The organism is Arthrobacter sp. TJ-58, from assembly GCF_058269295.1.
Genome location: NZ_JBZCNM010000004.1, coordinates 28,844 through 51,130, shown reverse-complemented (window position 1 = coordinate 51,130; position 22,287 = coordinate 28,844). Strand labels below are relative to the sequence as shown.

17 protein-coding genes are annotated in these 22,287 nt (G+C 66.8%); 8 read left to right on the top strand and 9 right to left on the bottom strand.

The features are described from left to right. Positions 1-68: 68 nt before the first annotated feature. Positions 69-1,388, top strand: a complete 1,320-nt coding sequence (locus AC4D2W_RS13770) for a uracil-xanthine permease family protein (protein WP_490927499.1) — start codon at positions 69-71, stop codon at positions 1,386-1,388. Between the two features lie 6 nt (positions 1,389-1,394). On the opposite strand, the gene AC4D2W_RS13765 is transcribed toward AC4D2W_RS13770, so the two are convergent. Continuing rightward, a complete protein-coding gene (locus tag AC4D2W_RS13765) occupies positions 1,395-2,504 on the bottom strand; it encodes a glycerate kinase (protein ID WP_490927498.1) in 1,110 nt (369 codons plus the stop codon). A gap of 85 nt (positions 2,505-2,589) precedes the next feature. Beyond that, positions 2,590-3,381 (bottom strand): glycerophosphodiester phosphodiesterase family protein, encoded by a 792-nt coding sequence (locus AC4D2W_RS13760; protein WP_490927497.1) that lies wholly within the window; start codon positions 3,379-3,381, stop codon positions 2,590-2,592. Between the two features lie 288 nt (positions 3,382-3,669). Here AC4D2W_RS13760 and AC4D2W_RS13755 point away from each other — a divergent pair, with 288 nt between their 5' ends. From AC4D2W_RS13755 to AC4D2W_RS13745, 3 genes are read left to right on the top strand one after another with little or no spacing between them, the layout of a single operon-like run. After that, positions 3,670-6,129: a bifunctional lysylphosphatidylglycerol flippase/synthetase MprF gene (locus AC4D2W_RS13755; RefSeq protein WP_490927496.1), complete on the top strand. Its 2,460-nt coding sequence runs from the start codon at positions 3,670-3,672 to the stop codon at positions 6,127-6,129. Further along, positions 6,126-7,427: an alpha/beta hydrolase gene (locus tag AC4D2W_RS13750; RefSeq protein ID WP_490927495.1), complete on the top strand. Its 1,302-nt coding sequence runs from the start codon at positions 6,126-6,128 to the stop codon at positions 7,425-7,427. Before AC4D2W_RS13755 ends, AC4D2W_RS13750 begins: the two co-directional genes overlap by 4 nt. After that, positions 7,424-8,194, top strand: coding sequence for a phosphatase PAP2 family protein (locus tag AC4D2W_RS13745; RefSeq protein ID WP_490927494.1), 771 nt, complete (start codon positions 7,424-7,426; stop codon positions 8,192-8,194). Before AC4D2W_RS13750 ends, AC4D2W_RS13745 begins: the two co-directional genes overlap by 4 nt. 5 nt (positions 8,195-8,199) lie before the next feature. Here AC4D2W_RS13745 and AC4D2W_RS13740 read toward each other — a convergent pair whose 3' ends face one another. From AC4D2W_RS13740 to AC4D2W_RS13725, 4 genes are all read right to left on the bottom strand, one after another. Next, positions 8,200-9,003 (bottom strand): HAD family hydrolase, encoded by an 804-nt coding sequence (locus tag AC4D2W_RS13740; RefSeq protein ID WP_490927493.1) that lies wholly within the window; start codon positions 9,001-9,003, stop codon positions 8,200-8,202. Positions 9,004-9,089: 86 nt separating this feature from the next. Then, the gene (locus AC4D2W_RS13735) at positions 9,090-9,626 is read right to left on the bottom strand and encodes a YbhB/YbcL family Raf kinase inhibitor-like protein (RefSeq protein ID WP_490927492.1); all 537 of its coding nucleotides are present in this window, start codon (positions 9,624-9,626) and stop codon (positions 9,090-9,092) included. A gap of 34 nt (positions 9,627-9,660) precedes the next feature. Beyond that, positions 9,661-10,575 (bottom strand): carbohydrate kinase family protein, encoded by a 915-nt coding sequence (locus AC4D2W_RS13730; RefSeq protein ID WP_490927491.1) that lies wholly within the window; start codon positions 10,573-10,575, stop codon positions 9,661-9,663. A 34-nt stretch (positions 10,576-10,609) separates the two neighbouring features. Then, the gene (locus tag AC4D2W_RS13725) at positions 10,610-11,365 is read right to left on the bottom strand and encodes an alpha/beta hydrolase family protein (protein ID WP_490927490.1); all 756 of its coding nucleotides are present in this window, start codon (positions 11,363-11,365) and stop codon (positions 10,610-10,612) included. A 103-nt stretch (positions 11,366-11,468) separates the two neighbouring features. On the opposite strand from AC4D2W_RS13725, the gene AC4D2W_RS13720 reads away from it, so the two are divergent. The 3 genes from AC4D2W_RS13720 (at position 11,469) to AC4D2W_RS13710 (ending at position 14,898) form a co-directional block, all read left to right on the top strand. Beyond that, entirely contained in the window at positions 11,469-12,578 is a 1,110-nt protein-coding gene (locus tag AC4D2W_RS13720) for a GTP pyrophosphokinase (RefSeq protein ID WP_490927489.1), read from the top strand. A 143-nt stretch (positions 12,579-12,721) separates the two neighbouring features. Beyond that, positions 12,722-13,780 (top strand): winged helix DNA-binding domain-containing protein, encoded by a 1,059-nt coding sequence (locus tag AC4D2W_RS13715; protein ID WP_490927488.1) that lies wholly within the window; start codon positions 12,722-12,724, stop codon positions 13,778-13,780. A gap of 119 nt (positions 13,781-13,899) precedes the next feature. Then, on the top strand, positions 13,900-14,898 hold the full coding sequence (locus AC4D2W_RS13710) for an SDR family NAD(P)-dependent oxidoreductase (RefSeq protein ID WP_490927487.1): 999 nt from the start codon (positions 13,900-13,902) through the stop codon (positions 14,896-14,898). Between the two features lie 82 nt (positions 14,899-14,980). On the opposite strand, the gene AC4D2W_RS13705 is transcribed toward AC4D2W_RS13710, so the two are convergent. The 3 genes from AC4D2W_RS13705 to AC4D2W_RS13695 are packed head-to-tail and all read right to left on the bottom strand — an operon-like array spanning position 14,981 to position 20,686. After that, positions 14,981-15,448, bottom strand: a complete 468-nt coding sequence (locus tag AC4D2W_RS13705; RefSeq protein WP_490927486.1) for an SRPBCC family protein — start codon at positions 15,446-15,448, stop codon at positions 14,981-14,983. Between the two features lie 41 nt (positions 15,449-15,489). Beyond that, the gene (locus AC4D2W_RS13700) at positions 15,490-17,961 is read right to left on the bottom strand and encodes a phosphoketolase family protein (protein ID WP_490927485.1); all 2,472 of its coding nucleotides are present in this window, start codon (positions 17,959-17,961) and stop codon (positions 15,490-15,492) included. Positions 17,962-18,016: 55 nt separating this feature from the next. Next, entirely contained in the window at positions 18,017-20,686 is a 2,670-nt protein-coding gene (locus AC4D2W_RS13695; protein WP_490927484.1) for an ATP-dependent DNA ligase, read from the bottom strand. A gap of 122 nt (positions 20,687-20,808) precedes the next feature. Here AC4D2W_RS13695 and AC4D2W_RS13690 point away from each other — a divergent pair, with 122 nt between their 5' ends. Beyond that, entirely contained in the window at positions 20,809-22,287 is a 1,479-nt protein-coding gene (locus AC4D2W_RS13690) for an SDR family oxidoreductase (protein WP_490927483.1), read from the top strand.

Here is a 22,287-nt window from a genome sequence, read left to right as displayed (position 1 = left end):
ACGTCCGGCACGCTTTTGCCCGGTACTATTCTGCACGAACCATCCCCGGGTCCTCGAAAGGCACACCCATGAGCAAATTTGGTACCGCCTGGACGATTCACGGCGACGGCAAGACCATCAAACCCGGAGAATATGTCGCCCCGGATGAGCGGCTGAGCTGGCCGCGAACCATTGGGATTGGCTCCCAGCACGTGGTGGCCATGTTCGGCGCAACCTTTCTGGTTCCCCTGCTGACCGGCTTCCCGCCGGCCACCACCCTGCTGTTCTCCGGCCTCGGAACGATTCTGTTCCTGATTATCACCGCAGGCCGCGTTCCGAGCTACCTCGGATCCAGCTTCGCGTTCATTGCCCCCATTATGGCCGCCACCAGCCAGCACGGCCCCGGCGGCGCGCTTGGCGGCATCATCATGGCGGGCGCCGCCCTGTTCCTGATCGGGCTGGCTGCCCAGCTCGCCGGCACCAGGTGGATTCAAATCCTGATGCCGCCCGTAGTCACCGGCACCATCGTGGCACTCATCGGACTGAACCTGGCCGGCTCCGCCCGGGACAACTTTGAGAAAGGCCCGCTCACCGCCACCGTCACCGTGGTGGTCATCCTGCTGGCCACAGTCCTCTTCAAGGGCTTCCTGGGCCGCCTGTCCATCCTGATCGGCGTGGTTGCGGGCTACATTGCCGCAGTTCTCCAGAACGAGGTGGACTTCCAGGCCATCCGGGACGCCGCCTGGTTCGGGCTGCCCGAATTCCACTCCCCGACCTTCCACTTCTCCGTCATCGGACTCTTTGTGCCCGTGGTCCTGGTGCTCGTAGCCGAGAACGTCGGGCATGTGAAGTCCGTGGCCGCCATGACCGGACGGGATCTGGACCCCTACGCGGGCCGCGCCCTGATGGCCGACGGCCTGGCAACGATCCTGGCCGGTTCCGGCGGCGGTTCCGCCACCACAACGTACGCCGAGAACATCGGGGTCATGGCGGCATCGCGCGTCTACTCCACCGCCGCATACTGGGTGGCCGGCATCGTGGCGGTGCTGCTGAGCCTGTTCCCCAAGTTCGGTGCCATGATCGCCACCGTTCCCGGCGGCGTGCTGGGCGGAGCCGGGGTCATCCTGTACGGCATGATCGGCATTCTGGGCGTCCGGATCTGGGTGGACAACCGGGTGAACTTCTCCAATCCGATCAACCTTTCCACTGCTGGCCTGGGACTGATCATCGCCATCGCCAACTTCACCTGGGTTGTTGCCGGGCTGGAGTTCGGCGGCATTGCCCTGGGTACCGGCGTCACGCTCATTGCCTTCCACGGCATGAGTGCAATCGCCCGGTGGCGCGGTACCGACCCCGACGGCACGGCGACGGAAGCGAATCCGGTTTCCGCCCCCGGCTCCAACCCCTAGGCCGGGCTAGGCTCCTTCAAGCGCCTGAACGGTGGCCCGGGTCAGCCAACGCCCGGCCCGGGCCATCGCGTCCGCCGGATCCTGCACCAGGTCCAGAATGCTGACAGCCGATACGATTCCGTACTCGGCCAGGATGTGCGGCGGCAGGGTAATGCGGCCGGCAAGGGCCACCACCGGAATGCCGGCGCTGCGGGCACGTTCCGCCACTGCCAGCGGCGCCTTGCCGTAGCGGGACTGTTCATCGAGGGAACCTTCGCCGGTCAGGACCAGGTCCGCCGCGGCCAGGGCCTCGTCCAGTCCGGTGAGCCGGGAGATCACTTCAAAGCCACCCTCCAGTGAAGCGTCGGTGAAGGCCAGGAACGCGGACGGAAAGCCGCCGGCCGCACCGGCGCCTGCGATATCGACGTCGACGCCGGTGGTTTCGCGCAGCAGCGCCGCCCACCGCACCAGTGCCTCGTCCAGCAGCAGCCGCGCAGTTGAATCCGCGCCCTTCTGCTCGCCGAACACATGCGCTGCTCCCTCCCGCCCGGTGAGCGGGTTGGTGACGTCCGCGGCAATACGGACACGCACGCCGGCGAGCCGGGGGTCCAGGCCGGATACGTCAATGGCAGCGGCGAGCGACAAACCGGCTCCTCCCGGGGGCACCGGGGTCCCCGCGGCGTCGAGGATCCGCAGCCCCAGCGCCGCCAGGGCGCCGGAGCCGCCGTCGGTCATTGCGGAGCCGCCGATGCCGAGCACAATTTCCGTGGCTCCCGCGTCCAGAGCTTCCCGGATCAGCTCTCCGCTGCCGTAGCTGGTTGCCGCCAGGGAGGACTGTACCGAGGGTTCCACCAGCATCAGCCCGGAGGCGCGGGCGGTTTCGATCACGGCCGTGCTGCCGTTCAGGGCCCACAGTGCGGTGACGTTTCCGCCCAGCGGTCCGCGCACACTGGCGGTACGCTCCTGCGCACCGGCGGCCAGCGCCGCTTCCAGGGTGCCCTCGCCGCCGTCGGCCACGGGAACAAGCGTCACGTCAGCCTCCGGATAGACGGCGAGCACGCCTTCTGCCATGGCGGCGGCGGCTTCCCCTGCGGAAAGTGAGCCTTTGAACTTGTCCGGAGCTATGAGAACGCGCATGTCCCCCATACTGCCATCCCTCCGGACGCGGGGTTGGGGACTCCCTGGCAGGCGGGGATTGCCCTCCGGTCCGGTTCGGGACCACTCAGCCCTCCGTTGCCTGCGGGTCCTGCTGCGGCCACACACCCCGCGGCTCCAGGATCCCGGCGAGCAGGTCGGCCCGGTCCGAGACCAGCCCGTCCACGCCCATGTCCAGCAGCCGCACCATGTCAGCGGGCTCATTCACGGTCCAGACATGCACCTGCAGTCCGGCACGGTGGCAGCGGCGCAGGAACGACGGCGTGACCACCGCCAGCGGCCCCTGCCGTTCGGGGACCTGCAGGCACTGGTAGCGTCCCAGCCGTGCCAGCACTCCGGCCAGGCCCAACGGCGCCAGCAGTACCGTCAGGGCGGTGAAAACGGCGCCGGCTGAACTGGCGACGGGCCGGGAGAGCCGCCGCAGGGCAGCGAGCCTCCTCCGGTCGGAAAAGGAGGTCACCAGCACGCGGTCATGCGCCTGATGCTTCTCCAGCAGCCGGGCGAGTTCCGCGGATCCGGCCGCGTCCTTGACGTCCACGTTCAGGCGCGCCCCGGGAAGCTGTGTCAGCAGTTCCTCGAAGGTGGGAACCGGTTCGCTGCCGCCAACCCGGGCTTCACGGATCTGCCGGCTGCTGCGGCTGCCCACCGGGCCCCCGGAACCGGCAACCCGGTCCAGCGACGCGTCATGAAGAGCCAGGAGCACGCCGTCGCGGGTGGTGCGCACGTCCGTTTCCAGATATCCGAATCCCAGCGCTGCGGCGGCACGGAAAGCTTTCATGGTGTTCTCGAAACCGTCGAGGGAAAAGCCGCGGTGGGCAAATCCCAGCGGGCCCGGCGTCTCAAAGTAGGGATATCGCATCTGCGTACTTTATCCACACCGGTGTCATGCCCGGCCCGGTGCATCCTCTTCGTGCGTACCGCGCCCTAGACTGGCACCACCCAGGCTGCGCAAAATTGCCGCGGCGGGACAGCCGAAGTGGTGCGGAGGTAACCGGGTTTGGCGACTTTGTCCACGACATCGAAACGGTCCAGATTGGGCAGAAGCCTGCGCTGGCCGGCCGAATGGCTGCGCGGCAGTGTGCAGCGGGCGCCGGTGACCGTGGCTTTTACTGCAGTCTTTTGGCTTGCAGGAGCGCTTACCGGCAGTTTGGGTACCGGCCCCGCAGGGCCGCTGGCCAACTGGGTGGTATTGTCAGCCAATTCCCTTCCCGCTTATTGGCCGGCGCTTGTCCTCTCCGGTGTCTGGGCCTCCGGTCTGCCCGGTTATCTTTCCGGAACCCTCCTGATCCTGCTGGTTGGCCTGCCCTGCGAACGGCTGATCGGCTCCGGGCGGTTCACTGCAGCAGCCCTGTTCTCCCAGGTTCTCGGCGCTCTGCTGGCCATCGGGTTTGCCCACGCCGCCAACGCCGTGACCGGTGACTGGTCGCGGGCGCTGGAATCGGAATCTTTTGTCGGGCCGGTGGCCCTGGTGTGCGGTGCTGCCGCTGCCACGAGTGCCCGGTTGTCCACCCTCTGGCGGCGCCGGGTTCGGGTGGGAATGTTCACCCTGCTGGTCCTGCTGGCGCTGTACGGGGGTTCCTTCCACAGCGTGACTGCCCTGGCCGCGGCAACCGTGGGCGTCTTCACCGGTCCCTTCCTTTTTGGGCGGCGGCCGGCATGGCCCGGGCGGCTCGTCACCAGCCGCCGCGAAGCCCGCGTCCTGGTGGGCCTGGTGGTAGCAGCCTCCGCACTGGGCCCGGTTCTTTCCGCGTTGAGTTCGCAGGCGGTGGGCCCCCTGGCCGTGCTGCGCTTCCTGAGCACCTCGGTTCAGGCCACCGATCCCCAGTCCCTTGCGGAGATGTGTGCCGATCCGGCGCGGGCCGTCGAGTGCGGGGCCGCCCGGTTGGAGCTGCGGGCCGGACCTGCCGGATTCTTCCTGGCCACCCTGCCGCAGGTGCTGCTGGTGGTCTTTGCAGACGGATTACGGCGGGGCCGCCGCTTCGCCTGGGCCGGCGCCCTGTTGCTGCAGGCCGTGATGACGGTCCTGGCTGCCGTCCGGGCGCTGCGGTACCTCTCGGATACCAGCCCGGATGCCCGCTATGACCTCGGTGCGGCCCAGGATGCCCTGTCGGTGACCCTGCCCATCCTGGTCCCTCTGGCCGTGCTGGTAATGCTGGCCGCCACCCGCGGCCTGTTCACGGTCGCGGCTCCCCCGGGAACTTACCGGCAGGCGGCAGTCTGGGTGGCGGGAGCCGGCGTCCTGCTCAGCGCTTTGTATGTGGTCGGCGGGATGCTGGATCCGGGCGGATTCACTCCGCGGGCTTCCACCGGCTCTCTTTTGGCCGACCTGCCCGAACGTTTCCTCCCGGTGCTGGAGATTGGCGCCTCGACGCCCCGGCTGCTCCCGGTGACAATGACTGCGAGCGTGCTGTACGAGGGCGTGGGGGTTCTCTTCTGGGTTTTTACCTGCCTGGTACTGCTGCGTTCCTTTGTACAGCCGCCGCACAGCCGTTCCGTCACAGACGAGGACCGGGCACGGGAGCTGCTCAAGGCGCATGGCGGGGGGACCATGGCGTGGATGACACTCTGGCCCGGAAACACCTACTGGTTTGCGCCCAGCGGCAACTCTTTCGTAGCTTTCCGCCCGGATTTCGGTGTGGCGCTGACCGTGGGCCAGCCGGTAGGGCCGCAGGAAGAACTGGCGCAAACCGTTGAAGGATTTTACGCGTTCTGCACTGCCAGCGGCCTCACGCCCTGCTTCTACTCGGTGAACAGCGAGGTGGAAACCCTAACGACCCAGATGGGCTTCGCCCGGCTCCAGGTCGCTGAGGAGACAGTTCTTCCGCTGGGGTCACTGGAGTTCAAGGGCAAAAAGTTCCAGGACATCCGCACCGCACTGAACCACGCACGCAAAGCCGGCATCGAAGCGCACTGGATCGACTATGCGTCAGCTCCGCTGGCGTTGCTGGACCAGCTGCATGCCATCTCCGAAGAATGGGTTGCGGATAAGAACATGCCGGAGATGGGGTTTACCCTCGGAAGCCTGGAGGAGGTCAATGACCCGGAGGTGCGCTGCCTGGTGGCCGTTGACCACGACGGCACGGTCCATGCTGTGACGTCCTGGCTGCCAATCTACCGGGACGGCCGGGTGGTTGGCTGGACACTGGACTTCATGCGCCGGCGCGGTGCGGGATTCCGTCCCGGAATGGATTTCCTCATTGCCTCAGCCGCTGTCCTGCTGCAGGACGAGGGCTACGAAATCCTGAGTCTGTCCGGCGCCCCCCTGGCCCGCGCCTCCCGGCTCGGCAGCGCGCACGGCACCGGGAACGGCACGGGAAACGGAAACAGCGGAACGGGGACACCAGCGGAGTCTGCATCCGGAGATTCCAGGCTCCTCGATTCCGTTCTAGACGTGCTGGGAGCCACCTTGGAACCGGTGTACGGCTTTCGTTCACTGCTGGCGTTCAAGGCGAAGTTTCAGCCCAGCTATGTTCCCCTGTACATGGCGTATCCGGATCCGGCCGCCCTTCCGGCCATCGGCAACGCAGTTGCCCGGGCCTACCTGCCGCACATGTCCCTCACCCAGGGGCTGGCGCTGGTGCGGCGTATTGTGGACGGCGCCCGTTGAACGAGGTTTCCCTGACGGACGGAGCCCTGCCGGCAGTGCTTTTGGGGCTGGGTGCGCTGTCCCTGATCTGGCTCATCTGGGGCCGCAAGCGCCATCTGCGGGTCGTGGCCCCGGCGGCAGCCGCCGCAGCCGGTGTCCTGACACTGCTGCTCTTTGTCCTGGCCGAGGTTGTTCTGGACTGGTGGGACGCCTCTTTTCCGCGCTACCTGTATGTATATGCCTGGCTGGGCATATGGGCGCTAATCCTTGCTGTGCCGCGCATGCTGCGGGCATCCTCCACGTGGGGACGGCTCCTGACCGTGGCGGCCACGGCGCTGGCGGTCATTGCCGTGGCAGGTTCCGTGAATGCCGCTTACAGCCAATATCCGACCCTGCAGTCCCTGCTTGATCCTCCCGAACCGCAGTCCGGCGTCCTGCCAACGCGCAGCCCGGAGACAGTTGCCGGCAGGCCTGCCTCCACTTCTGCCAACTGGACCGCCCCGCCGGGCATGCCCTCCGGCGGCAGCGTCTATCCGGTGCAGATACCGGGCACCGTCTCGGGATACGCCTCCAATCCGGCGCTGGTGTACCTGCCGCCGGCCTATCTGGCGACTCCGGCAGCGGTGAATCTCCCGGTTTTGGTACTGATACACGGTCAGCCCGGCACCCCCGAGGACTGGCTGGTGGGCGGGGAGCTCGTCCAGATGATGGACTCCTTTGCCGCACAGCACGGGGGACTGGCGCCCGTGGTTGTCATGCCCGACGCATCCAACGCAAACAACGAGAACTGGCCGCTGTGCCTGGATTCGCAGGTGAGTGATTCGGCGACCTATCTGGCGGTGGATGTACCGGCGTGGGTGCGGCAGAATCTGGCCTCGGGCCTGAACGGCGGAACCCAGTGGGCCGTAGCAGGGTATTCCTACGGGGGAACCTGCTCGCTGCAGCTGGCCGTGAACTATCCGGAAACGTATCCCACGTTCATCGATATTTCGGGCGAAAGCGAGCCCAGCATCCCCGACGGGCGTGACGCCCTGATCCAGACCTATTTCAACGGGAACGCCTCCGCATTCACGGACCAGAACGCCGTGGATGTACTGGCCGGGAAGTCCTTCCCGGATTCGGCCGGAATAATGGTGGTGGGGGCGGACGATTCCGTATACGCCCCGCAGGGACAAACAGTGTTCGAAGCGGTAAAGAAGGCGGGAATGGACGTCACCTTCCAGAGGTTGCCCGGAGGCCATTCCTGGGAAGTCTGGAAAGCCGGGCTGGAAAACAATTTGGAATGGCTCTGCCGGCGGTTGGGAATACTGGCTCCATGACCCGGAACAACTCAGCTCCCCCACCGCCCGGCAACACCTCCCCTGCGCACCTCCCCGGATGGCTGGCCGGGGCCTTCCGCCGGCTGGCCCGCTGGACCTCCCCTTACGCCGCAGTGCTGATGACTCTCGTGCTTGGCTTGGTCCCGGCCATCCTCCTCACCCTGGGATCAGCAGAGGTGTACGAGTCAGTCGCCGAATCCGACGGCGTCGCGAATCTGGACCAGCCGCTGCTGGACGTGGCACTCGCCCTGCGCTCCCCGGGCCTGGACGGCGCGGTCACGGCGTTCACCCATCTGGCGGGAACCGTGGGCATGCCCCTCCTGGCCGCAGCGGCCCTCATGATCATGGTGCTGCGCTGGCGTTCCTGGACGCCGGTGCTGATGATGGTCCCGGCAGCCGCCGGATCGCTGCTGATGACTGTGGCCGGCAAGGACCTGGTCGGAAGGCTCCGGCCTGATCTGGCAGATGCGGTGCCGCCGTACGAGCACTCACCCTCCTTTCCGAGCGGCCACTCCCTCAACGCCGTGGTGATTGCAGGGGTGGTCGCCTACCTGGTCGTTCTGCACCTGCACAGCAGGGGCAAAAAGATCCTCACCGTGGCCATCGCGGGCGCGTTCGCTTTCGCGGTGGGCCTGAGCCGGGTTTATCTGGGCCACCACTGGTTCACCGACGTCCTGGTGGCCTGGACGCTGGGGCTGGCTTGGCTGGCCGTGGTTATTACCGCTCACCGGCTGCTGCAGTCACGTCACCGGCAGATGGAACCCTGAGCCGGTCACTGCCCGCGCAGGAGCGCTTCCAGGACCTGCGCAACGCCGTCGTCCGCAAACGCCGGAGCCACCCTGTCCGCTGCGGCCCGCGCCTCGGGGTGGCCGGAGGCCATCGCGTAGCCGCAGCCGGCCCACTGCAGCATCTGCACGTCATTGGGCATGTCGCCGAAGGCCACCACATCTGCGGAATCAATGTCCCGGGACGCAGCGTAGTCTGCCAGCGTGACCGCCTTGTTCAGGCCGTGCAGGGACATTTCCAGCAGTGCGACGGCGGGGGCGGAGTGTGTGGTGGACACCAGGTGTGCCACCGCGGGCCGGACCCGCTGCAGGAAATCATCCGGTGAAGTGCCGTCCACCCGGGCCAGGAATTTCACCACGGTGTCCGCTTCGGTGAGGCTGGATTCCAGCGGAGCGGGGATGGCAGCTCCCGGCAGTTCTTCGGAACCGGCTTCCACGAAGCCCGGGCCAAGATGGAAGCCGTCCACGGTCTCGGCGGCGAACCGGACCGCCGGATACAGTTCCCGGATGATGTCAGCCGCGGAAAAGAGGTCCGGCAGGGACATGGCCTGAGCTTTGATCAGCCGCTCGGCGCCCAGGTCATAGGTAATGGCTCCGTTGGAGCAGATGACGGTGCCCGCGTGGCCCAGGGCCTCCGAGAGCGGTTTCAACCAGCGCGGCGGCCGTCCAGTGACAAAAACGATGTCGATTCCCGCGTCCGCGCAGTCCCGGAAGGCACGCACGGTCCGGTCACTGATCCTGTTGTCCGGACCCACGATGGTCCCGTCCAGGTCACTTGCCACCAGACGCACCCGGCACCTCGTTCATTCGCTGTGGTTTCGCGCAGTTGCGCAGGCTTCCAGCCTATCCGCACCGGAAGACCGGTTGCGGCGTCGGCTCAGGCCGCGGCCACCTCGGCCAGGCCCACAATGCGGGCCCGCGCCAGGGTGTGGGTGAACAGGTTGAAGCCCAGGTAGGCGGGGGCGGCGTCGGCGGGGACGTCGAGGGTCTCCACGTCGACGGCGTGCACCACCACAATGTAACGGTGCGGGCCGTGGCCGGGGGGCGGTGCCGCGCCCACAAAACCGGCAAACCCGGCGTCGTTCCGCAGCTGCACGGTGCCCCGGGGCAGTTCATCCGCGTTGGCGGCATTGCCGGGCAGCGACGTGGTGGAAGCCGGAATGTTGAAGGCGGCCCAGTGCCAGAAACCGCTGGCCGTGGGCGCGTCCGGATCAAACATGGTCACGGCGAAGCTCTTGGTCCCCTCCGGAGCGCCGGACCAGCTCAGCTGAGGAGAGGCGTCTTGTCCACCGGGAATGCCCATTTTGCCGCTGTACTGCGCCGCGGCAAACGGTTCCATGTTGCCAAAGTCCTCACTGGTTACTGTGAAGGCCGGCACGGAAGGAAGTGCTTCGTACGGATCGTAATCCTGCATGATGATCTCCTTTGAAGTGGAAAGGCGCCCGGAATCAGGAAAGTTCGGCGCGTGAGGGAGGGTTGGCCCCGGCCCGGGAAACCGTGACGGCGGAGGCCCGGACAGCGAAATTCAGCACGGCGTCCAGATCTGCGGCACCAATCCGGGCCAGCTCGGGACGGCGGGCACCGCCGTCGAGTTCCAGATCCATCAGCGAAACGAGCATGGCGGACATAAACGAATCCCCGGCTCCCACGGTATCCACGACGGTAACCGGCGGAACGGACGCGGAGGATTCTCCGGCGGCGGTCACAGCCCAGGCTCCCTTGGAGCCGCTGGTGACGGCAACAATTGCCGGGCCCATGGTCAGCCAGCGCCGCGCGGCGTCCTGCGGGCTGTCCTGGGGATACAGCCAGGCGAGGTCCTCGTCGGAGGCTTTGACGACGTCCGCCAGGGCAACAAATTTCTCCGCCTGTTCCCTGGCATAGGCCACATCGGTGATGATCGAGGGCCGGCAGTTGGGGTCGTAGGTAATGGTGGCCGTGGGCCGCGCCCGTTCCACCGCGTGCAGCACGGCGTCCGCGCCGGGGCTGAGCATGGCGGCAATGGAGCCGGTGTGCAGCAGAGTGGTGCCGTCCAGCAGCTGCGGGAGCGCTTCGGCCAGGGAGGGCAGCTGCCACTGAAGGTCAAAGGTGTAGCGGGCACCCCCGGCAGGATCCAGGACGGCGGTGGCCACGCTGGTGGGCAGGTCATCCTGCGGCAGCGGGGTCAGCACGGAGTTGGCGCGCAGGTGTTCCTGGATCAGCAGTCCGTACTCGTCGGTGCCGTAGCGGCCCACAAACTGGACCGGACGGCCCAGCCGGGCAACGCCTACTGCCACGTTGAGCGGGCTGCCGCCGGGATGGGATCGTTTGGGGGTGGTATCGCTGAGAACCTCGTCCACGAGGGCTTCGCCAATTACTGTGAGCACAGGCTCAACCTAACAGAGCAGCCGCCGGGTTTCCTTAAAACAGGGGCACTTCAGCCGCCTCAGTCACCGCTTCGACGACGGCGGCCCAGGCCGGGGTGCCCGGCGTGATCAGGGCAAAGTGGTCGCCGGAAACCATCCGCAGCTCGGCCGGCGAACCGCTGTCCTTCGCGGCCTGCACGAACCCGGCGGATTGGCTCAGCGGAACGTGGGCGTCGGCGTCGCCGTGCAGGGCGATGACGGGCACCGGCAGCGGAAGCCGGCACATCGGATCCGCGCTGCGGTACCGGTGCGGGTCTTCGTCCGGGGAGGACCCGAGGAAGTTCCGCACCGCGCCGTCGCTGAGGAACAGATCCCGTGCTTCGGCCAGGTTCAGCACGCCGGCCTGGCTGACGACGGCGGTGACGGGGACCGCGGCGCCGCTGCGGCCCGCGGCCCAGACGGCCAGGTGCCCGCCGGCGGAATGCCCGAGCACGGTGACGCGGGAAAGGTCCAGCCCGTGCTCCCGGGCTGCGGGTTCCAGCGCATCGATACCGGCGCTGATGTCCTCGAAGGTCTCCGGCCATCCGCCGCCGTTGCCGGCCCGCCGGTATTCCAGGTTCCAGCAGGCGAAGCCGCGGGCTGCGAGGTCCTCTGCTTCGGGCCGGCCCAGCTCCGCGGTGTACCGAGCGCGCCAGTAGCCGCCGTGGATGATGACCACCACGCCGTCGTGCCCGGGCTCCTGCGGCAGCGTGAGTTCGGCGTACTGTTCCGGGTCCGGGCCGTACGGAATGCGAAGCGTATTACACGGCATCGGTTGCTCTCCTTGATCTGGCCTAATGTGGTAGTGAGCCTAGCGTCCGGCGCACCGGACGCGGGCGCGGCACATCCAAACGTTGGGGAATGGGGTTTTTTGTATGGGCGCGTGGGACAGCCTTGATGACCGGCTGCGTCCGGTGGTCCAGGCGAGCACGGATGAATTTGCACGGGTCCGCCCTGCCTTGGAACAGCTCACCCGGGAGATGGAGGAGAGCCTGCGGCACATCTTCACGGACAGTCCCGTGCGTCCGCTGTTTGTGGCCTCGCGGACTAAAACCGTGGACTCCTTCCGGGACAAGGCCTCCCGCACCCTGCCCTCCGAAAACCCCGAGGATCTGCCCACGCTGCTGTTCCCCGATCCGCTGCGCAACCTGATCGATTTGGTGGGCCTGCGCGTGATCGTGACGCTGCCGCATGAGGTCGATGAAGCTGCCAACCTGATCAAGCGCCAGCGGGCCGAGTTTGACTGCCGCGGAGACCGGGAGAAGGATATCGGCTCCATTGAATCCGGGACTTACGGTTACTCGAGCCGGCATCTGGTCCTGCGCACCATCCAGAATGAGACCGTTCGGGAGTACCACAAGCTGCTGGACCCGGATCAGCGTCCCAACGGAAGCTACCAGTTTGAAGTGCAGATCCGCACGGTCCTCGCTCATGCCTGGTCGGAAATTGAGCATGACATCCGCTTCAAGGCCGGAGATCCGCGGGCCTGGAGCCCGTACTTTGACCGCCAGTTCACTGCCACGGCGGCCATGCTGGAAACCGTGGAGACCGCGTTTGCCGAACTGCATGAGCGCTATGAAACCGTCACCGGGTTCTGGGACGAGGACGGGGAGGGCAGCGCGCCGCTGACACCGAACCGGATCCGGGACGTGTGGATGACCCTGCTGCCCCATGTGAACCGGAAGACCGGGGATGACTGGGGCTGGGCCAGCGAGCTCCTGGCCGCGCACGGCATGAAGACCACCATGGACCTGGCCGGACTGCTGCAGGCCGACGCCGTCACCAAGGTCCGCAAGGCCCTGGACCACCGGTACTCCCCCGGACCCGACCGGCTGCTCGATGACCTGCTGCTGTGGCGCTTCGGCAAGAAACACATCGATCTGACGGCGGAGCCCGAGGACGCCCCGGTCAAACCCCGGCGGGAATCCCTGGGCCGGCGCTACCGGCAGATGCAGCTTTTCCGGGCACGGGAAGAGAACGCCTAAAGCTGGTTTGGGGAATCCCGGTCGTTTCGGGAAACCCCGGACGGGGCGGACCGGCCGGAATTTCCCAAAGCGGCCGGAAATCCCATGGCGAAGGGTTTCCCGCAATCCTTGCCGTGGCGCGCGGTCCCGCTTACGGTGACGGAATGGTTCTCCAACTCAGCGCCGAGGAAGCACGGCGGATGCGGTGGCACTCCCAGCTGCTGGGCGGCTCCGATCTGCCGCCCGCCGACGTCGTGGACCGCACCGTCGCCCTGCAGGGGCAGGATCTGCCGGCGGTCCTGCGTGCCGTCGCGATTCGATCGGCTCCGGGAACCACGGTTCAGGACGTCCGTGCTGCGTTCGACGACGGCGCCCTGGTACGGGGGTGGCCCATGCGGGGCACCCTGTTTGCCACGACGCCGGAGCATCTGGCCTCGCTTCTGTACTTCACCGCGGCGCGCATCCACCGGGCGACGGCCCGGCGCCGGGAAGGACTCGGGCTGGATGACCGCACGATCGCCCGTGCCCGGGACGTGCTGCTGGCCGCCCTGGAGGAACGTCCGCTGCGCAGGTCCGAGGCTCTTGCCCTGTGGGACGCCGCCGGCATCCCCACCGCGGGCGGGCCGGGGTACCACCTGCTCATGCATTTCTCGGTGGCCGGAGACGCCCACTGGGGTTCGTTCGCACCGGAGGGCACCGAACAGCTCCTCACCCTCTCCCCGCTGCTGCCGCCCGCGGATCCCGAGGCTGCCCTGACGGAGATCGTGCGGAGCTTTGTCAGAACCCGGGGGCCGGTGACCGAGGCGGACCTGGCTTGGTGGACCAAGCTCCCCCTGGCAGTGCTGCGGCCTGCAGCCTCCGCGGTGGAGGACCTCATGGATGTGGAGGTGGAGGGCCGGCCCGCCTGGATTATCGGCGAACCGCCGGAAGCGCAGGACGGGCAAGGAACCGGTGTGGTGCTCGTTCCGGGCTTCGACGAGTGGATCCTCGGCTATGCGGACCGGTCCCTGGTGGCCAGTGACGCGATGCTCGATGCGCTGGTGCCCGGCCGGAACGGCGTCTTCCGCCCCGCGGTGCTGGTGGACGGCGTGGTGGTGGGAAGCTGGCGGCTTTCCCGGACTTCCGGCACCCGCACGGAACCGGTGCTCGAGCTGGTGGAACGGGTGCCGGCAGCAACCCGGCGTGCCATCGAGCAGGCGGTTGCGGCCTGGCCCCACGCATAGGTGTGGGGATACCTGTTGGAGTGAGAAGACGATAAGCAGCCGGGAAAACCCCTCCGGTAGGCTGATCTCGCAACCCGCGGCCGCAGCAGTGGCCGCCCCCGCAACGAAAGGACCGGTCCATGGCCAACCAGCCAATCACCGCCCAGAACACCGTCCAGCAGTGGCTCGACCACCCCGAAGGCGGCCCCGCCCTCCGCGGCATGCTGGCGCAGGCCGGCAGTGACGAGTCCACATTGGGCCCGGCGCTGACCCTGAAGCTGCAGCAGCTCGTGGACCTGAGCCAGGGCCAGTTCCCGCAGGCCGCAGTGGACGAACTCGTGAAGGCCGCCAACGGCGGGGTAATGCCGGAAACCGAAGCCGCCGTGCTCCCCACCGTTCCGGGCCGCTTTGAAGGCCGCACCGTGATCGTCACGGGCGCGGGTTCGGGCATTGGCCGTGCCACCGCCGGCCGGATCGTCCGCGAAGGCGGACGGGTCATCGCCGTCGACATCGCCGAGGACCGGATCACCAACCTGGCCGAAGAACTTGGCGAGTCAGTGGTTCCCGTGGCAGCCGACCTCACCGATCTCTCCGCCGTGGACCGCATTGTGGCCGCCGCGGGCGAGAGCGTCCACGGCCTGGCCAACGTGGCCGGCATCAACGATGACTTCTCCCCGCTGCATGAGGTCACCGACGCCATGTGGCAGAAGATCTTCGCGGTCAACGTGGACGGCCTGGTGCGCCTGACCCGCGCCGTGCTGCCGGGCATGCTGGCCGCCGGCAAGGGCTCCATTGTGAACGTCACTTCCGAGGCGGGCCTGCGCGGCTCAGCGTCCGGCGTTGCCTACACCGCCTCCAAGCACGCCGTTGTGGGCATTACCCGCAGCACCGCGTTCATGTATGCCCGTGAAGGCATACGAGTAAACGCTGTGGCTCCGGGCGGTGTGGCCACCGGCATTCCGATGGGCGGCAAGACCAGCGAGTACGGCGAGGCCCGCCTGGCCCCGGCGCGCGTGAACATTCCGGGCCTGGCCTCGGCGGAGGACCTCGCAGCCTCCATCACGTTCCTGCTCAGCGACGACGGCGTGAACATCAACGGCGCCATCCTGCCCTCCGACGGCGGCTGGTCCGCGGTCTAAGCAGCTCGCAGGACAGAACGACGGCGGCCGGTTCCCTTCTCCGTGAAGGGAACCGGCCGCCGTCGTTATGCGGTGAAACGAGCTAGGCTCCGGAAACTCCGGCAGCCAGCATGTTCAGGGACTGCTCCAGCTCGTCCTTGGACACCATCGGGAAGGACACCTGCTTGAGGGTCTCCTTGTCGGTGACGTGGGACCAGTCGTAGGTCAGCGTGACCTCGGTGGAATCCGCGCCCTGCGGCTCGAGTTCCCAGACCCACTGCCAGCCCTTGGGCTCGGTGCCGGCCGGAGCCGTCTGCCAGGCAAGGAGCTTGTTGTGGTCATACCCGGTGACGTGGTTTTCCGTCTGGTAGTCGCCCATTTTTTCATTGTTCATGTTCATGGTGAAAACCTGGCCGGAGGCGGTGATGCGGTCGGTCTTCTCGTCCGAAACCACCATGCCCGAGCCGTCCAGCTCGTGGTGGCGCTGGGGGTTGGACAGCAGGTTGAAGATGTCTGCGGCTGAAGCGTCGATGATTCGCGAGACAACAATGCTCGTCTGATCAGTGGTCAATGAACTCTCCTTCGATAGATGGATCGTACGTACCCGCAGGCTCAGTCCGCGGTGTGTTCGGAAGCTTCCTGCAGTTCCCAGCCCGTAATATACGGCGGATCCTGCCCTTCGTCCCGCGTGTATTGCCGGCAGCGGGCCCGTTCGTCCTGGAGCCACTGCCGGAAACCGGCCTGCGTTGATCCCAGTGACGCTACCCGGTCCAGCACGTCCATGGCCAACTGGAAACGGTCGATCTGGTTGAGCATCGCCATGTCGAACGGCGTGGTGGTGGTGCCCTCTTCCTTGTATCCGCGCACGTGCAGGTTGGCGTGGTTGTTCCGCCGGTAGGTGAGCCGGTGAATCAGCCACGGATAGCCGTGATAGGCGAAAATCACGGGGCGGTCTTTGGTGAACAGGGTGTCAAAATCCCTGTCAGAGAGCCCGTGCGGGTGCTCTCCGGGGTCCTGGAGCCGCATCAGGTCCACCACGTTCACCACCCGGATTTTCAGGTCCGGCAGCTGCTTCTTCAGCAGTCCGGCCGCGGCCACGGTTTCCAGAGTGGGCACGTCGCCGGCGCAGGCCAGCACGACGTCGGGATCGGACTTTTCGCCCGGTCCCCCGGTTTCGCTGCCGGCGAAGTCCCAGATGCCGACACCCCGCTCCACATGCAGCCGGGCGTCCTGCGGATTCAACCAGGCCGGGGTGGGCTGTTTGCCGGACACCACCACGTTCACCCGGTCCCGGGTGCCCAGAATGTGTTCGGTGACGGCCAGCATGGTGTTGACGTCCGGCGGCAGGTACACGCGGATGACTTCGGCCTTCTTGTTCACCACGTGGTCAATGAAACCGGGATCCTGGTGCGAGAAGCCGTTGTGGTCCTGCTGCCAGACGTGGCTGGAGAGCAGGTAGTTCAGCGAGGCGACGGGCTGCCGCCAGGACAGGCTGCGGCTGACCTTGAGCCATTTGGCGTGCTGGTTGAACATGGAATCGACAATGTGGACAAAGGCTTCGTAGCAGTTGAAGACGCCGTGCCGGCCGGTGAGCAGGTAGCCCTCCAGCCAGCCTTCGCACAGGTGCTCGGAGAGGACTTCGGCCACCCGGCCGCTGCGGGCCAGATGCTCGTCAATCTCGTCGATGCGCTGCTGCCAGGCTTTGTCCGTGACCTCGTAGACGGCCTGCAGCCGGTTGGATGCTGTCTCATCCGGGCCGAAAATGCGGAAGTTGGACGGGTTCAGTGAAATGACGTCGCGCAGGTATTCACCGGCGGTGATCATGGGTGAGATCCGCTTGGTACCGGGGTTCTCCACGTCCACGGCGTGCTCCGCGTAGGCCGGAAGTTTGAGGTCCTGCAGCAGCCGGCCGCCGTTGGCGTACGGAGTGGCACTCATCCGGGCGTTGCCTTCCGGGGCCAGTGCGGCAAGTTCGGGCCGCAGCCGGCCGGCGTCGTCGAACAGTTCTTCGGGGCGGTAGGACCGCATCCACTCTTCCAGCTGCGCCAGGTGCTCGGGGTTTTCATGGATGCCGGACAGCGGCACCTGGTGGGCGCGCCAGGTGCCCTCCACCTGCAATCCGTCCACCACGGCCGGTCCGGTCCACCCCTTGGGCGAGCGCAAGATGATCATGGGCCAGCGTGGCGCGTGTTCATTCCGCGTTTCACGGGAAGCGGCGGCATCCGGGGCGTCGGCAGGCACGGCCACCCGCTCACCGTTTCGGTACGGGGCCTGGATCTCGTCGATTTCGGCCAGGCAGGCGGCCAGCGCTTCGGCAAAATCGGCGTGTGCCTGCGCCGTCGACGCCGGATCCTCCACGGTCACCAGGTGGGGGTGGTAGCCGTAGCCTTCCATCAGCTTCACCAGCTGCTCCTCGGGCATGCGCGAGAGGATGGTGGGGTTGGCGATTTTGTAGCCGTTCAGGTGCAGGATCGGCAGCACCGCACCGTCCACGGCCGGATCCAGGAAACTGTTGGAATGCCAGCTGGCGGCCAGCGGCCCGGTTTCGGCCTCGCCGTCGCCGATCACCGTGGCCGCAATCAGGTTCGGGTTGTCGAACACGGCGCCGTAGGCGTGGGCCAGCGAATACCCCAGCTCGCCGCCCTCGTGGATGGAACCGGGAGTCTCGGGTGCCGCATGGCTGGGAATGCCGCCGGGGTAGGAGAACTGCTTGAACAGGGCCGCCAGGCCGTCGCCGTCCTGGCCAACGTGGCTGTAAATCTCCGAATAGGTTCCTTCCAGCCAGGCGTTGGCAACGTTGGCGGGACCGCCGTGGCCGGGTCCGGTAATGAAGATGACCTCGCGCTGTTGTTCCTTGATGAACCGGTTCAGGTGCGCGTAGATGAAGTTCAATCCGGGGGTTGTGCCCCAGTGGCCCAGCAGCCGCGCCTTGACGTCCTTATTCTCCAGCGGGCGGCGCAGCAGCGGATTGTCCCGCAGGTAGATCTGCCCGGCGGAAAGATAATTGGCGGCTCGCCACCAGGTGTCCACGTCCCGCAGGGTGTCGCTGAGCGGTTGGTCCGGTGCAACGGGTACAGCAGTCATGCGGTGCCTCCTGGGCTTGGAACGGCTGAGGGTGGTCGGGGTTGAGGGGTGCGGGTCAGGGGGTTTCGACGACGACGTCGGAGGGCTTCTTGTCCGGGCGCAGTCCGCGCCAGGCCGGGTGGCGCAGCTTGCCGGTGGCTGTCCGCTCCGAGTAGGTCACTTCGCCCACCAGAACGGGCCGAACCCACTGCGCATCGGAGGCGTCGGCCGCCGGAACCCCCTCCAGCGGAGGGGTCTTGCGGGCCAGTTTCTTGAGTCTTCCACCCACCAGGGCCAGGTCTTTTTCGCTCAGCCCGGAGCCCACCCGGCCAATGTAGGACAGGTCATGCCCATCCGGAACAGCCACCAGCAGGGAGCCGATTTTGGAAGCCCGGTTTCCTTTGCCGGGGCGCCAGCCCACAATGACCACTTCCTGGGTGAAGGAGTTCTTGAGCTTAATCCAGCTCCGCGAGCGCCGTCCGGGGGAATAGGTTCCGGTTCGGCGTTTGGCCATCACTCCCTCCAGGCCGAGTTCCTTGCTCGCTTCCACTGCCTGGTCCATGGACATCTCCAGCGCCGGCGGCACCTGGACGTGGCCGTCGTCCCCGCCGGGCTCGACTGCGGATTCCAGGATTTCCCGCCGCTGCGTGTAGGGCAGGTCCATCAGTGAGTTTCCGTCCAGCCAGAGCAGATCAAAAATCATCAGGTGCACCGGTGTGCGGGCCGCGGCGGCTTCAATGTCCCGCCTCTTCGTCAGGTGCATGCGCGGCTGGAGCAGCCCAAAGTCCGGCCGGCCGGCCTTGTTGATCGCCACGATTTCCCCGTCCAGGACGGCACGTTCGCCGTTGAGGTGCCGCCCCAGTTCCTGAAGTTCGGGATAGGCAGCTGTCATGTCGTTGCCGTTGCGGCTGATCAGCCGGGTTCCCTCCGGCGTCACGTCCGCTATCGCGCGGACGCCGTCCCATTTCATCTCGAAGGCCCATTCATCGTCGTCGTTCACGTCAGCCCGGGTGCCGGGCGTGGCGAGCATCGGTTCCACCGCCGGCATGCCGTGTTGCCCGGCGTCCGCCGCTACGGCTTGGGAAACGCCGGCAGTTTCCGGCAGTGCCTTGGCCGCGGGAGCAGGTGCTGCGGCCGCGGCTGCCACAGTGTCAGCAGGCGACTGCGCCTCCTCCGCAGCGTCGGTCTTCTTCGCCGATTGGTCAGCCTTGGCCTCAGCGGTGCCCGATCCCTCTGTCGTTTCCGTCTTGTCGACTTTGTCCGCGGGCGCGGGCTGGTGCTTCATCAAATGGATCAGCCAGTTGCTGTCGCCGCCTTTGCCGCCCTTGCCTCCGGTGTGGATCAGGGCAAAGCGGCGGTCCGCGCTGCCCTCGGAGGCCAGTCCGCCGTCGGGCTGGCCGTGCAGCACGGCAATGACCTCCTTGCCGTCGCGCCATTTTTCCCGCTCGTAGGTTCCGTGGTCCCAGATCCGCACCTCGCCGGCGCCGTATTCGCCTTTGGGGATGGTCCCCGCAAAGGTGCCGTAATCCAGCGGATGATCCTCGGTCTGCACCGCCAGATGATTCTGGTTGGGGGAATCCGGAGGCCCCTTGGGCAGCGCCCAGGAGACCAGGACGCCGTCGTGCTCCAGCCGAAAGTCCCAGTGCAGCCGCCGGGCATGGTGTTCCTGGATCACAAAGCTGTTGCCCTCGGACGGCACTGCCGGTTCCGCCGGAACGGGCTCCGGCGTTTTGGCGGCGTCGCGCATGCTGCGGTATTTGCTGAGCCGGTCCGCTGTCCCGCCAGCGGTTCCGGCGCTGTCCGCAGCTTCCTCGAGTGCCTCCGCATCGAGCTCGCCGCCGCCCGCCTTCAGTCCAGCCAGCGGATCCCCGTCCCCGGCCAGCCGCTGCATCACCTGTTCATAGTCCAGCTGCGCGAGATCCGGATCCTCCAGTTCCTCCCACGTGCGCGGGGCCGCCACCGTGGGCATGAACCTGCCGCGCAGCGAGTAGGGGCAGATGGTGGTTTTATTGCCGTTGTTCTGGCTCCAGTCCAACAGGACCTTGCCGGTGCGCAGGGATTTCTTCATGTCGGACACGATCAGGTCCCGGTGGTCGGCTTCCAGCGCCCGGGCCAGTTCATGCGCGACGGCGCTGACCTCGTCCGAGGTCTGTTTCCCGTCCAGCGCTGCGTACAGGTGGATGCCCTTGGATCCGCTGGTGACCGGGCGCGCGTCCAGGCCCATGTCCGCCAGGATGTCCCGGGCCAGACGGGCCACCTCGGCGCACTGCGCCAGGTCCACCCCCTCCCCCGGATCCAGATCCAGGACCAGCCGGTCCGGGTTGTTGATCTTGCCGCGCGGGCCAAAGCGCCACTGCGGCACATGGATTTCCAGGGCCGCGCTCTGCGCCAGCCAGGTCAGGGTCGCCAGGTCGTTGACCAGCGGATAAATGTTGGTGCCGCTCTTGTGCTCAATGGGAAACCGCTTCACCCAGGTGGGAGCCGAAGTCTCGATGTTCTTCTGGAAAAACACCTGCCCGGGATCCCCGGGGACCCCGACGCCGTGGACCCAGCGTTTGCGGGTGGCCGGACGGTCGCGGGAGTGCGGCAGCAAAGCCTCGGCGACGGCGGCGTAGTAGGACAGGACGTCGGCCTTGGTGGTGCCGGTTTCCGGATACAGGACCTTGTCCAGGTTCGTCAGGCGCAGGCGGTGGCCGTCCACGTTCACGGTTTCCTGCTGTTTCAGACCCGCTCCGCTGCTCGCCATGGTCCCTAGTCTTACCGGGAGCGGCAGTCTAATTCCAGTATTTTTCGGCCCGGTGTGCAGATTACGCCAAGGGCGTTCCGGCGCCCCTGCTCAGCGGCCGAAGAACTGTGTAAGTTGGAAAAATGACTGAGTCACAGCGGGTTTTGGTAACGGGCGCCACGGGTTACATTGGCGGGCGGCTGGTTCCGCTGCTGCTGCAGGACGGCCACAAGGTCCGCGTCCTGGTGCGCTCCCCGGAAAAACTGCACGATGTGCCGTGGCACGACGACGTCGAGATCGTGCAGGGCGACCTGACGGACAAGGATTCTGTAGCCGGGGCCATGCAGGGCATGGACACCGTGTACTTCCTGGTGCATTCCATGGCCTCGGGCAAGGGATTTGCGGACCAGGAGCAGCAGATCGCCCATCTGGTGGCGGACGCCGCAGCGGAGTCCGGCGTGCAGCGGATCGTGTATCTGGGCGGCCTGCATCCGGAGGGCGAATTGTCCCCCCACATGCGTTCGCGCACGGAGGTGGGGCGGATTCTCCTGGAGGGCAAGGTTCCCGCCGTCGTCTACCAGGCAGGCGTGGTGATCGGATCCGGATCGGCGTCGTTCGAGATGATCCGCCACCTGACCGAAACCCTGCCGGTTATGCCGGCGCCGAGCTGGGTGCGCCGCCGGATCGAACCCATCGCCATCCGGGACGTCCTGCACTATCTGGTCCGCGCCGTCGACCTCCCCGCGGACGTGAACCGCACCTTCGACATTGGCTCGCGCGAGGTTTTGACCTACGCGGAGATCATGAACGGCTATGCCGAGGAGGCCGGGCTGCCGCGGCGGCGGATCTACGCGCTGCCGCTGCCCGCGCCCCGGCTGGCGGGCATGTGGGTGGCGCTGGTGACTCCGATTCCGCGGTCCATGTCGCTGCCGCTGGTGGAATCGCTGCAGCATGACGCCGTGTCCAAGGAACACGACATTGACCAGTATCTGCCGGAGCCCGACGGCGGCCTCACCGGCTACCACGCGGCCGTCAAGCGCGCGCTGGGCAAGGAAAAGCGCGGCGAAGTGGAAACCACCTGGGCAAGCGCGTCGCCGTCGGCGGACGAGGCCTCGTCGCCGCTGCCCAGTGACCCGGACTGGGCCGGTCAGACTGTCTACGTGGATTCCCGCCAGCGCCGTTCCTCCGTTGCTCCCGAATATGTCTGGAAGGTGATCGAGGGGATCGGCGGAAAGAACGGCTGGTATTCGCTGCCGATGGCCTGGGCCATCCGCGGCGTGCTGGACAAGACCGTGGGCGGAGCCGGACTGACCCGCGGCCGCCGCAACCCCACCACCCTGTTCACCGGTGACGTGGTGGACTGGTGGCGGGTGGAAGTGCTGGAGCGCGGCAGCCTGCTGCGGCTGCGGGCGGAAATGCGGGTGCCGGGCAAGGCCTGGCTGGAGCTGCGGGTGGATCCCGACGGCGACGGCAGCCTGTACCGGCAACGCGCCATCTACTTCCCCAAGGGCCTGGGCGGGAAGCTGTACTGGTGGCTGATTGCCCCGTTCCACGGCCTGATCTTCCCGTCCATGGCCAAGAACATCATCAAGAACGCCGCGAAACTGGCCGAGGAGAACTGA

What these genes read in the sequence shown, in the direction of transcription:
- AC4D2W_RS13770 (WP_490927499.1), top strand. Translation starts at nt 69, where the DNA reads ATGAGCAAATTTGGTACCGCCTGGACGATTCACGGCGACGGCAAGACC.
- AC4D2W_RS13745 (WP_490927494.1), top strand. Translation starts at nt 7,424, where the DNA reads ATGACCCGGAACAACTCAGCTCCCCCACCGCCCGGCAACACCTCCCCT.
- AC4D2W_RS13760 (WP_490927497.1), bottom strand. Translation starts at nt 3,381, where the DNA reads ATGCGATATCCCTACTTTGAGACGCCGGGCCCGCTGGGATTTGCCCAC.
- AC4D2W_RS13710 (WP_490927487.1), top strand. Translation starts at nt 13,900, where the DNA reads ATGGCCAACCAGCCAATCACCGCCCAGAACACCGTCCAGCAGTGGCTC.
- AC4D2W_RS13725 (WP_490927490.1), bottom strand. Translation starts at nt 11,365, where the DNA reads ATGCCGTGTAATACGCTTCGCATTCCGTACGGCCCGGACCCGGAACAG.
- AC4D2W_RS13735 (WP_490927492.1), bottom strand. Translation starts at nt 9,626, where the DNA reads ATGCAGGATTACGATCCGTACGAAGCACTTCCTTCCGTGCCGGCCTTC.
- AC4D2W_RS13715 (WP_490927488.1), top strand. Translation starts at nt 12,722, where the DNA reads ATGGTTCTCCAACTCAGCGCCGAGGAAGCACGGCGGATGCGGTGGCAC.
- AC4D2W_RS13720 (WP_490927489.1), top strand. Translation starts at nt 11,469, where the DNA reads ATGGGCGCGTGGGACAGCCTTGATGACCGGCTGCGTCCGGTGGTCCAG.
- AC4D2W_RS13765 (WP_490927498.1), bottom strand. Translation starts at nt 2,504, where the DNA reads ATGCGCGTTCTCATAGCTCCGGACAAGTTCAAAGGCTCACTTTCCGCA.
- AC4D2W_RS13690 (WP_490927483.1), top strand. Translation starts at nt 20,809, where the DNA reads ATGACTGAGTCACAGCGGGTTTTGGTAACGGGCGCCACGGGTTACATT.
- AC4D2W_RS13695 (WP_490927484.1), bottom strand. Translation starts at nt 20,686, where the DNA reads ATGGCGAGCAGCGGAGCGGGTCTGAAACAGCAGGAAACCGTGAACGTG.
- AC4D2W_RS13700 (WP_490927485.1), bottom strand. Translation starts at nt 17,961, where the DNA reads ATGACTGCTGTACCCGTTGCACCGGACCAACCGCTCAGCGACACCCTG.